The 11605-nt window shown below is 55.8% G+C and carries 10 protein-coding genes; 2 read left to right on the forward strand and 8 right to left on the reverse strand.

What is annotated here, in order from left to right:
- Positions 1-99: 99 nt before the first annotated feature.
- The gene (locus ACOTY5_RS21285) at positions 100-1500 is read right to left on the reverse strand and encodes a sensor domain-containing diguanylate cyclase (protein ID WP_032103688.1); all 1401 of its coding nucleotides are present in this window, start codon (positions 1498-1500) and stop codon (positions 100-102) included.
- A gap of 443 nt (positions 1501-1943) precedes the next feature.
- On the opposite strand from ACOTY5_RS21285, the gene ACOTY5_RS21290 reads away from it, so the two are divergent.
- Positions 1944-2225 (forward strand): YjcB family protein, encoded by a 282-nt coding sequence (locus tag ACOTY5_RS21290; RefSeq protein ID WP_003860282.1) that lies wholly within the window; start codon positions 1944-1946, stop codon positions 2223-2225.
- Positions 2226-2285: 60 nt separating this feature from the next.
- Here the strand turns inward: ACOTY5_RS21290 and ssb1 are convergent, their stop codons facing one another.
- Positions 2286-2810, reverse strand: coding sequence for a single-stranded DNA-binding protein SSB1 (gene ssb1, locus ACOTY5_RS21295; protein ID WP_003860284.1), 525 nt, complete (start codon positions 2808-2810; stop codon positions 2286-2288).
- A gap of 251 nt (positions 2811-3061) precedes the next feature.
- Here ssb1 and uvrA point away from each other — a divergent pair, with 251 nt between their 5' ends.
- Positions 3062-5884 (forward strand): excinuclease ABC subunit UvrA, encoded by a 2823-nt coding sequence (gene uvrA / locus ACOTY5_RS21300; protein ID WP_045141429.1) that lies wholly within the window; start codon positions 3062-3064, stop codon positions 5882-5884.
- Between the two features lie 3 nt (positions 5885-5887).
- Here the strand turns inward: uvrA and ACOTY5_RS21305 are convergent, their stop codons facing one another.
- The 6 genes from ACOTY5_RS21305 to dnaB form a co-directional block, all read right to left on the reverse strand.
- Positions 5888-6241, reverse strand: coding sequence for an MmcQ/YjbR family DNA-binding protein (locus tag ACOTY5_RS21305; RefSeq protein ID WP_045141430.1), 354 nt, complete (start codon positions 6239-6241; stop codon positions 5888-5890).
- A 2-nt stretch (positions 6242-6243) separates the two neighbouring features.
- Positions 6244-6660, reverse strand: a complete 417-nt coding sequence (locus ACOTY5_RS21310) for a secondary thiamine-phosphate synthase enzyme YjbQ (protein WP_022650227.1) — start codon at positions 6658-6660, stop codon at positions 6244-6246.
- Positions 6661-6772: 112 nt separating this feature from the next.
- Positions 6773-7486 carry an acid phosphatase AphA gene (gene aphA / locus ACOTY5_RS21315; RefSeq protein WP_045141431.1) on the reverse strand — a complete coding sequence of 238 codons (714 nt, stop codon included), beginning with the start codon at positions 7484-7486 and terminating at the stop codon, positions 6773-6775.
- Between the two features lie 268 nt (positions 7487-7754).
- The gene (gene tyrB / locus ACOTY5_RS21320) at positions 7755-8948 is read right to left on the reverse strand and encodes an aromatic amino acid transaminase (protein WP_045141432.1); all 1194 of its coding nucleotides are present in this window, start codon (positions 8946-8948) and stop codon (positions 7755-7757) included.
- Positions 8949-9057: 109 nt separating this feature from the next.
- On the reverse strand, positions 9058-10137 hold the full coding sequence (alr, locus tag ACOTY5_RS21325; RefSeq protein ID WP_032652211.1) for an alanine racemase: 1080 nt from the start codon (positions 10135-10137) through the stop codon (positions 9058-9060).
- A gap of 16 nt (positions 10138-10153) precedes the next feature.
- Positions 10154-11566 carry a replicative DNA helicase gene (gene dnaB, locus ACOTY5_RS21330; protein WP_003860298.1) on the reverse strand — a complete coding sequence of 471 codons (1413 nt, stop codon included), beginning with the start codon at positions 11564-11566 and terminating at the stop codon, positions 10154-10156.
- Positions 11567-11605: the final 39 nt, after the last annotated feature.

An 11605-nucleotide genomic window follows, 5' to 3' on the forward strand; every position in this document is an offset into this window, starting at 1 on the left:
AAAAGTATTCATTTCGTTTCTGATAAGGAAAATAATTACCCGCGACAGGTGTGGAAAATTCGCTGGCTGAAATAGCCTGCTCTTTGTTCTTATGCTGATTTATAAATAATCAGACGCCAGGACCGTTTTTCCTCTTCCCGTACGCTTGGCGTCATATAATGCCTTATCGGCACGCATCAGTATGGCAGAAGTATCCCGTTGCCCCTGACAGACTTCAACCACCCCGGCGCTGAAAGAGAGTACCAGCGTTTTATCGCCCACACGCAGCGGTTTTGAGATCAGCGCGGCACGCAGCCGGGAAGAGAGCAACGTAGCGGCCATACCATCCGTGTGCGCCAGCAGAAGAACAAACTCTTCGCCCCCCACCCGTCCCAGCGCCGACCCGGCCGGGCTCACCTCGCGAATACGGTCGCAAAAGTGGATCAATGCCGCATCGCCAACCTGATGTCCCCACCGATCGTTGATCTGCTTGAAATAATCGAGATCGAACATCAGGAGACAGAAGTGGCTACTGACATCCTGCGGCGAACTGGCTGCCAGCGCTATTTTGAGACGCTGTAAGATTGTCGAGCGATTCAGACAGCCCGTCAGATCGTCCGTGGTGGCTTTGACGGTCAGCTGCTGTTCTGCTTTTTTACGTTCGGTGATATCCAGGCCAATGTTGAGAATGGAGTTATCCGGCAAAAGGATGTTTGACCAGAGAATGGTTAACTGCGTCCCGTCTTTACGAACCGGGTGCCATTCGTACATATCCTTAAGTGGTGCGAAACGAACCGACTCCTGCACGCGCTGTCGCTCCTCAGGATCCGGGTAAAACAGGGCCAGCGGATCGGGATGCTCGCCGATTTCAGTCATACTCCAGCCAAAGACTTTTTCGCATTCGGCATTCCACAATACACACCGGTTATGCCTGTCAAAGGCGTTCATTAATACCGGAGCACGCTCAAATAAGGTTTTATATTGCGTGACGACGCGCTGCATTTCCTGCGCCGTTTTTTCCCGCACGATGATGTCATCAAAATAATCTTTTAGCTTCTCAACCAATACCACCACGATATTTTTCAATATCGGCAACGAGGTCAGTTTTTCATTAAAAGCCAAAAAGAAATAACCACTGCACTGTCTGCCATGCGCTGAGAATTTACACAGCACGCCGCTTTGCAGCCGCGCATAGCCTGGGTGCTGAGGGGAAAATACCGCCCGGCCAATATGCTCTTTCCAGTAGATCACCCGCCAGGCGCGGTGATGCCGCTGCAACAGGGTGCTGGCAAGAAAATCCGCCACGTTAAAGGCGTGACACGTCACGTCGCCGGCACAAACCACGCGCGGCCCGTCTGCGGATTCGACACTGACCCATGAGAGATTTGCCCCCAGTGCGCTGTTGATAATTTCCAGCATTTCAACCGGCGAACACTGCGCGTTGAGTTGCGGCATCAGCTTCGCCAGGGCATGCAGCGCCTGCATGCTGTCGTTAATAATCTCGCGTCTTTTTTCTTTCATTATCTTTTCGCAGGTCATTAATCGAGAGAGCAACCGCAATAATTCATATCTGAATAAAAGAATAAGACCACGAAATCAAAGAGCATGCCGAGTGTAAAACAAAGAATACAAAATCCAAAAAAGTCAATTAATTCAATGGGATGAATTATTTTTGCGGGTGCATTTATTGTTCCAGACAAGCATAATCCATAGATATACTGCTGTAAACGCTATACAGCCGATGGCATTTTGCAAAGGTTTTGCTATCTGGATGAATTGAAAATAAAAATTCCGACCAGACGTCGTTCTGAGCGACGACGATATATTTTCCCCGGCAATAATCCCACTTTTACCTCACGCGGATACTGGCGAATAAAACAGCAAATGTGATATAGTTCACATATCTTATGTAACGAGAAACATTGTTTCATTCCAGTTCGTCTGTTTTGTCGAGGATGGGTTTTATGGCAACCATTACCACCAGCATGGTACTCCTGCGCTGGCCGTTGTTGAGCGCGGTTTTGATGTTCCTGGCCAGCACGTTAAACATTCAGTTCCGAAAGTCCGACTACGCAGGTCTTGCTGTGATAAGCACCCTGTTAGGGTTAGGCGCCGCATGCTGGTTCGCGACAGGTTTGCTCGGCATTACGCTGGTGGATATAGCCGCCGTCTGGGAAAACATTAAAGTGGTGATGGTTGAAGCCATGAGCCACACTCCGCCAGACTGGCCGATGGTGATTACCTGATAGCCTGTTATAAAAAACCCAGACATTGTCTGGGTTTTTTGTGTTTCACGCGTCTGGATATCAGAACGGGATATCGTCGTCGAAGTCCATTGGTGGTTCGTTAGACGGTGCAGGAGCAGACTGCTGCTGCGGACGAGACTGCGCGCCGCCGCTGAACTGATTGCCGCCCTGCGGCTGCTGAGGCTGACCCCAACCGCCCTGCTGCTGGCCGCCACCTGCCGGTGCGCCGCCGCCCTGACGGCCACCCAGCATCTGCATGGTGCCGCCAACGTTCACCACCACTTCCGTGGTGTATTTTTCCTGACCGGATTGATCGGTCCATTTGCGGGTACGCAGCTGGCCTTCGATATAGACCTGAGAACCCTTACGCAGATACTCACCGGCCACTTCAGCCAGTTTGCCAAACAGCACAACGCGGTGCCATTCGGTCTGCTCTTTCATTTCACCGGTCGCTTTATCACGCCAGGATTCGGAAGTAGCCAGCGTAATGTTGGCAACTGCGCCACCACTCGGCATGTAGCGTACTTCCGGGTCCTGGCCCAGATTACCGACGAGAATCACCTTGTTTACGCCTCTGCTGGCCATGTTCGTGTCTCCTGAATACGTTTCTTAATAGTGTAAACGCGCGAGTGTACCATTTCCATGCGACACTTTGATAGTTGCGTAGCATGTTCCAGAGTTCTCTCGCGGACTCGACATTGTTACACAGTGAATCAGAAAATGCATTCCAATACTGTATATTCAAACAGGTCATTTTGTGTCATAATTAGCCGTTTCTGACAGCCGTTTGTCCTTCAAACAAATCAGGCAATCCGTGTTCCAACCGGGAAAGGTGAATGGATAAGATCGAAGTTCGGGGCGCCCGCACCCATAATCTCAAGAATATCAACCTCATAATCCCTCGCGACAAACTCATCGTCGTGACCGGGCTTTCGGGGTCTGGCAAATCCTCACTGGCTTTCGACACTTTGTATGCCGAAGGACAGCGTCGTTACGTTGAATCGCTCTCGGCGTACGCGCGTCAGTTCCTGTCGCTGATGGAAAAACCGGATGTCGACCACATTGAAGGGTTGTCCCCTGCTATCTCCATTGAGCAGAAATCCACGTCACATAACCCGCGCTCCACGGTCGGTACCATTACCGAAATCCATGACTACCTGCGTCTGCTGTATGCGCGCGTGGGCGAGCCGCGCTGCCCGGATCACGACGTCCCGCTGGCGGCCCAGACCGTGAGCCAGATGGTGGATAACGTGCTGTCGCAGCCGGAAGGCAAACGCCTGATGCTGCTGGCGCCAATCATTAAAGAGCGTAAGGGCGAACACACCAAAACGCTGGAAAACCTGGCAAGCCAGGGCTATATCCGCGCCCGTATCGACGGCGAAGTGTGTGACCTGTCCGATCCGCCAAAGCTGGAGCTGCAAAAGAAACACACCATCGAAGTGGTGATTGACCGCTTTAAGGTACGTGAAGATCTGACGACACGTCTGGCGGAATCCTTTGAAACGGCGCTGGAACTGTCGGGCGGCACGGCGGTGGTGTCAGACATGGACGATGCGAAAGCGGAAGAGCTGCTCTTCTCCGCCAACTTCGCCTGCCCGATTTGCGGCTACAGCATGCGCGAGCTGGAACCGCGCCTGTTCTCGTTCAACAACCCGGCGGGCGCGTGCCCGACCTGTGACGGCCTGGGCGTTCAGCAATATTTCGACCCGGACCGCGTGATCCAGAACCCGGAGCTGTCGCTGGCGGGTGGCGCTATTCGCGGCTGGGATAAGCGTAATTTTTACTACTTCCAGATGCTGAAATCGCTGGCTGAGCACTATAAGTTCGACGTTGAAGCGCCGTGGGCGAGCCTGAGCGCGAACGTGCACAAAGTGATCCTGTTCGGTTCCGGCAAAGAGAACATCGAGTTCAAATACATGAACGATCGCGGCGATACCTCCGTGCGTCGCCACCCGTTCGAAGGGGTGCTGCACAATATGGAGCGCCGCTACAAAGAGACCGAATCCAGCGCGGTGCGTGAGGAGCTGGCGAAGTTCATCAGCAACCGCTCCTGCGCCACCTGCGAGGGTACACGTCTGCGTCGCGAAGCGCGTCACGTGTTTGTCGAAAACACGGCGCTGCCGACCATCTCAGACATGAGCATCGGCCACGCGATGGACTTCTTTAACAACCTGAAGCTCTCCGGCCAGCGCGCGAAAATCGCCGAAAAAGTGCTGAAAGAGATCGGCGATCGCCTCAAGTTCCTCGTGAACGTCGGCCTGAACTACCTGACGCTTTCCCGCTCGGCGGAAACACTCTCCGGCGGTGAAGCCCAGCGTATCCGTCTGGCGAGCCAGATTGGCGCGGGCTTAGTCGGCGTGATGTACGTGCTTGATGAGCCGTCAATCGGCCTGCACCAGCGCGACAACGAACGCCTGCTCGGCACGCTGGTTCACCTGCGTAACCTCGGCAACACGGTCATCGTGGTCGAGCACGACGAAGACGCGATCCGCGCCGCGGACCACGTGATCGACATCGGCCCGGGCGCTGGCGTGCACGGCGGACAGGTGGTGGCGGAAGGGACGCTGAAAGACATTATGGCGGTGCCTGAATCGCTGACCGGTCAGTACATGAGCGGCAAGCGCAAAATTGAAGTGCCAAAACAGCGCGTGGCGGCGAACCCGGAAAAAGTGCTGAAGCTGACCGGCGCGCGCGGCAACAACCTGAAGGACGTGACCCTGACGCTGCCTGTCGGGCTGTTTACCTGCATCACCGGCGTGTCCGGTTCCGGTAAATCGACGCTGATCAACGATACGCTGTTCCCGATTGCGCAGACGGCACTGAACGGCGCGACGCTGGCCGAGCCTGCGCCGTACCGCGACATTCAGGGGCTGGAGCATTTCGACAAGGTTATCGACATCGACCAGAGCCCGATTGGTCGTACGCCGCGCTCTAACCCGGCGACCTATACCGGCGTCTTTACGCCCGTACGTGAACTGTTCGCCGGCGTGCCGGAAGCGCGTTCACGCGGCTATACGCCAGGCCGTTTCAGCTTTAACGTGCGCGGCGGCCGCTGTGAAGCGTGCCAGGGCGATGGCGTAATCAAGGTTGAGATGCACTTCCTGCCGGATATCTACGTGCCGTGCGACCAGTGCAAAGGTAAGCGTTATAACCGCGAAACGCTGGAGATTAAGTACAAAGGCAAGACCATCCACGAAGTGCTGGATATGACCATCGAAGAGGCGCGCGAGTTCTTTGACGCCGTCCCTGCGCTGGCGCGTAAGCTGCAAACCCTGATGGATGTGGGTCTGACCTATATTCGTCTGGGGCAGTCAGCAACAACGCTGTCCGGCGGTGAAGCGCAGCGCGTGAAGCTGGCGCGTGAGCTGTCCAAACGCGGTACCGGTCAGACGCTGTATATTCTGGATGAGCCGACCACCGGCCTGCACTTTGCGGATATCCAGCAGCTGCTGGACGTGCTGCACCAGCTGCGCGATCAGGGCAACACCATCGTGGTGATTGAGCACAACCTGGACGTGATTAAAACCGCGGACTGGATTGTCGATCTCGGCCCGGAAGGCGGCAGCGGCGGCGGTGAAATCCTCGTCTCCGGTACGCCAGAGACCGTTGCAGAGTGCGAAGCCTCGCACACCGCGCGCTTCCTCAAACCGTTGCTGTAATCGTCACACGGAGAGCTGCTGTCGGATCGTTTCCGGCAGCAGTTCAACCGCCTGTTGATACGACGCATCCACCAGGTAGTAAATTTGCGAATCTGGCAGCGAGCCGTCGAGAAACACCGTACTCCAGTGCGCTTTATTCAGATGCTTACTTGGCCTGACATCATCGTGCTGCTGGCGCAGTAAGTCGGCCAGTTCCGGACTGGTTTTCAGTGAGGCCGCAGGCCGCGCATCCACCTCTTTCACCATCGCGAACAGCACATCACCCACTTTGATCTGCGTGGCTTTCCAGTCGCTGTGAACGCTTTGTTCCGCACCCGGCTTGTTCATGCAGTACTGAAGTATCTCCGAAATTGTCATCTTTATTCCCCTTGTAGCGTTGCGATAATTTTACGCGAACCACCGTGAATGCGATGTTCTCCCAGCCAGATCCCCTGCCACGTTCCCAGCAGTAGCCGTCCGTTGTGGACCGGCAGCATCAGCGAGACGCCCAGCAAAGAGGATTTGATGTGCGAAGGCATATCGTCCGCCCCCTCGTAATCATGCTCATACGGGGCGTTATCCGGGACGGTTTTCAGAAAATGCCGCTCCATGTCAGACCGGACGGTGGGATCGCAATTTTCATTGAGCGTGAGAGAGGCGGACGTGTGCTGAAGCAGCAGATGCAGCAAACCCGTTTTGACGCGCGACAGGTCGCGGATTTGCCCGATGACTTCGTCCGTCACAAGGTGAAATCCGCGTGGTTTTGCGCTTAAGGTAAGGGTCTGTTGATACCACATGTGCTGCTCCATTATGAAAGGTGAATCTTTCTAAGTGTGCAGCAAGAAAGCGAAAGGTAAAACCCGCGCGGCGAGATTTGCTTAAAAAAGCATTCACCCCGCCATTAATGCGTCAGTATTCAGAGTTAACGATCACCTCTTCACCAAATTTTCCGGCCATCGGCAGCGGTCGGTAGGTGGAGTTCGAGGCGCGTAACACCCTGATGCCTCTGGCTCCCACGTCGTGCGCCGCGGTGATGTCGTTATCTGAATCACCGTAGAACACTTTGATATTTTTCTTTTCCAGCCACTGGGTTTTGGTGTTTTGCCCTTCATGGTCCCCGGCAAAAATGACCGGGTTCATGCTGGCCGCCGGGATCAGGAAATCATCCTGTAGCGTTTTCGAGACGGTTTCGGTTTTGGTCTGGCTACGTCCGGTCACGAAGTAAATGCTGTCGCCGCGCTTTACGTGCATGGCGATCAGCGCGCGGGCAACCTCTTTCGGGATACTGAACTCATCCCAGCCGTTGTTCATCTTTTCCCAGAATTCCGGGTTTTTCAGATAGGCTTCGCTGTCCGGGGAGTACGTTTTTTTGCCGCGCCAGAAACCCGGGCTGGAGAAGAGAACGGTATCGTCAATATCGAAGCCCACGGCCATCGGCGGGCGACCCGTCAGGCTGTTTTCGATTTGTGCCACTGAAACCCAGTGAATGGGGGCCTGTTCGGCAAGCATGGCGGCGGTGGTGCCGGTGTAAAGCGGCGTGGGTGCAGAAGCCCGCGCAACAACGGTGCTATTAAGCGAGAACAATAAGCAGGCGGCGCTGAGCGCCAGTGTGATCTTGCGCATATTTTCCCCTGAATATTCAGTTTGTTATCTTTTTATTTTGAGCGGATGGTCAAAAAACTATCCGACCATAACCCCAGCGGGAGGGGAAGGAAAGGAGTTTTTACTTATGGAGCTGAATAAAAAGAAGACGATCACAAAGCGCAGAAGAAACGTGTAGGTCCGGGAAGCGAAGCGCCACCGGGCAATGACTGGCACCGGCGCGAACAAAAAAGCCGGGCGGCGGCTACGCCTTACCCGGCCTACATACAGTATGCAAGTAAGTGAATGCTTACATTACGGATGCAAACGCCTGCGCCACGCGCTGGACGTTGCTGGCATTCAGACCCGCCACGCACATACGGCCGCTGGCGATCAGGTAGACACCGAACTCTTCGCGCAGGCGATCGACCTGCGCTGCGCTCAGTCCGGTGTAGCTGAACATCCCGCGTTGCTTGAGAAGATAATCAAAGTTATGCCCAGGCACGGCCTCTTTCAGGACGTTAACCAGCTCCTGACGCATCGACAGGATGCGCTTACGCATCGCTTCCACTTCCGCAAGCCAGGACGCTTTCAGCGTTTCGTCACCGAGAACTGTCGCCACCACCTGCGCACCAAAGTTCGGCGGGCTGGAGTAGATACGGCGGACCGTCGCTTTCAGCTGACCGAGTACGCGTCCCGCGGCTTCGGCGTCTTCACACACCACGGACAGGCCGCCAACGCGCTCGCCGTACAGGGAGAAGATTTTTGAGAACGAGTTGCTGACCAGAGCGGGAAGCCCCGCGCTGGCAATCGCGCGAATGGCGTAGGCGTCTTCCTGCATGCCCGCGCCAAAGCCCTGATAGGCGATGTCGAGGAACGGGATCAGGTTACGCGCCTTCAGTATCTCGATCACCGCATCCCACTGGGCATTGGTGAGGTCCGCACCGGTCGGATTATGGCAGCACGGATGCAGCAATACGATACTGCGCTCCGGCAGGGTGTTCAGTTTTTCCAGCAGCGCATCAACGCGCACGCCGTTGGTTTCGCTGTCGAACCACGGATAGGTCGCCACCTTAAAGCCCGCGCCCTCGAAGATCGCAACGTGGTTTTCCCACGTCGGGTCGCTGACCCACACGCCGGAATCCGGGAAGTACTTTTTCAGGAAATCTGCGCCTACCTTTAGCGCACCCGAGCCACCCAGCGTCTGGATAGTCGCCACGCGCTTTTGCGCGAGCACCGCGTGGTCCGCACCAAACAGCAGCGGCGCGATAGTGTTGCGGTAGGTGTTTAATCCTTCCATCGGCAGATAAAGCGAAGCACCGTGCGGGGTTGCGTTCAGACGCGCTTCAGCTTCGGCAACGGCTTTCAACTGAGGAATGATGCCGTCTTCGTTGTAGTAAAGACCAATGCTGAGGTTCACTTTGTCGCTGCGAGGATCTTCTTTGAAACGCTCCATCAAGGAGAGGATAGGGTCGCCGGCGTAGGCGTCTACTTTCTGAAACACGCGATGTTCTCCGGATTATTATGAGGCAGGGCATTCAACAATAAACCGGAAGCGGAAGAAGATCGAGGGGATGTTAACAGAAGCGGGATGCATCTCATCCCGCTCATGCTTAGTCGACGTATTTCATTGCGACCCTTGAGGTAAGGCGCGTGATAAGTTCGTAAGCACTCACTTTTGTTATTTCAGCAATACGCTCTACCGGCAGGCCTTCACCCCACATCACCGCATCGTCCCCCGCTTTATCCTGCGCGTCGGGCCCAAGATCAACACAAATCATGTCCATCGCCACGCGACCGACAATCTTGACTTCGCGTCCATTGACCAGCACCGGCGTCCCCGTTGGCGCGGCGCGGGGATAGCCGTCGCCGTAACCCATCGCCACCACGCCAAGACGCGTGTCGTGCTCGCTGGTCCAGGTGCCGCCGTAACCCACCGGCTCTCCCGCTTTGTGCTCACGCACGGCAATCAGCTTTGAAACCAGCGACATAACCGGCTTAAAGCCAAAGTCCGGCCCCCAGGGTTTGTTCTCCAGCGGCGAAACGCCATAAAGAATGATGCCTGGACGCGCCCAGTCGAAGTGCGACTGCGGCCATAGCAGGATCCCGCCGGACGCCGCAATGGAGCGCATCCCCGGTTTGCCTTCGCAGAAGGTGTTGAAGATATCAAGCTGCTGTTCCGTTGCGCCGCATTCAGGCTCATCGGCGCGGGCAAAGTGGCTGACGATATTCACTGGCTGACGCACATTTTTGCACTGACTCAGACGCTGATAAAACGCCTCCGCGCTTTCCGGCCGCACGCCCAGACGGTGCATGCCCGTGTCGAGCTTCATCCAGACGGTGACCGGCTCGCTCAGTTCAGCCGTTTCCAGCGCGGCCAGCTGTTCTTCGTTATGCACCGCCGTGTGCAGGTGCTGATCGGCAATGGTCGGCAGGTCCGAGGCTTCAAAAAAGCCTTCCAGGAGCAGTATCGGTTGCGTAATTCCACCTGCGCGCAGGTGGAGAGCTTCTTCGAGACGGGCGACGCCAAAAGCGTCGGCATCGGGGAGCGTTCGCGCGGTCTCAAGAAGACCGTGTCCGTAAGCGTTCGCTTTCACGACTGCAACGAGCTTACTGGCGGGCGCCAGTTCTCGCAGACGTTGCAGGTTGTGTCGCAGAGCGCGGCGGTTAATAACAACAGTTGCCGCTTGCATTTGAATTCCTTAGAAATTACTCATCATCATATTGAGGACCGGCATAGTTGTCGAAACGCGACCACTGGCCGTTAAAGGTCAGACGTACCGTACCGATGGGGCCGTTACGTTGCTTACCAATAATAATTTCGGCGATCCCTTTCAGATCGCTGTTCTCGTGATAAACCTCATCACGGTAGATGAACATGATTAAGTCGGCATCCTGCTCGATGGAGCCGGATTCACGCAGGTCGGAGTTGACCGGGCGCTTGTCTGCACGTTGTTCCAGAGAGCGGTTAAGCTGCGATAGCGCCACCACCGGCACGTGCAGCTCTTTGGCTAACGCCTTGAGCGAGCGGGAAATCTCGGCAATCTCCAGCGTACGATTGTCGGAAAGCGACGGAACGCGCATCAGCTGAAGGTAGTCGATCATGATGAGGCCGATACCACCGTGTTCACGGGCGATACGGCGCGCGCGGGAGCGCACTTCCGTCGGCGTCAGGCCGGAGGAGTCATCGATATAGATGTTCCGTTTTTCCAGCAAAATCCCCATGGTGCCGGAGATCCGCGCCCAGTCCTCATCGTCCAGCTGGCCGGTACGGATGCGGGTCTGATCCACGCGCGACAGGGACGCCAGAGAACGCATCATGATCTGTTCAGAGGGCATCTCAAGACTGAAGATAAGCACCGGCTTATCCTGCAACATCGCCGCGTTTTCGACGAGGTTCATCGCAAATGTCGTTTTACCCATCGACGGACGCGCCGCGACGATAATCAAATCCGATGGCTGAAGACCTGCCGTTTTCTTGTTGAGATCGTCATAACCGGTGTTCACCCCCGTCACGCCATCGTGCGGCTGCTGGAAAAGCTGCTCAATACGCGCAACGGTGGCGTCGAGCACGTCGGCGATGTTTTTCGGGCCTTCGTCTTTGTTCGCCCGGCTTTCGGCGATTTTAAAGACGCGGGATTCCGCCAGGTCGAGCAGATCTTCGCTGGTGCGCCCCTGGGGATCGAAACCAGCCTCGGCGATCTCATTCGCCACCGAGATCATCTCGCGGACAACGGCACGTTCACGGACGATATCAGCGTAAGCGCTGATGTTAGCGGCACTTGGCGTGTTTTTTGACAGTTCTGCCAGATAGGCAAATCCGCCGACGCTGTCGAGCTGTCCCAGACGCTCCAGCGATTCTGCGAGCGTAATCAGGTCAATCGGGCTGCCCGACTCCTGCAACCGCGCCATTTCCGTAAAGATGTGGCGGTGCGGGCGGGTATAGAAGTCTTCCGCGACAACGCGCTCGGCGACGTCGTCCCAGCGTTCGTTATCCAGCATTAAACCGCCCAACACCGACTGTTCCGCTTCAATCGAGTGCGGCGGGACTTTTAACCCGGCGACCTGATAATCACGCTCACGAGGTTCAGTCTGTTTGTTGAAGGGTTTGTTTCCTGCCATAGTGAATGGAGTTACCGAGATAAAGAGTGGGTCGAAAGA

The organism is Enterobacter cloacae complex sp. SHL018 (assembly GCF_049237905.1).
In the GTDB taxonomy this organism is placed as follows: domain Bacteria; phylum Pseudomonadota; class Gammaproteobacteria; order Enterobacterales; family Enterobacteriaceae; genus Enterobacter; species Enterobacter hormaechei_C.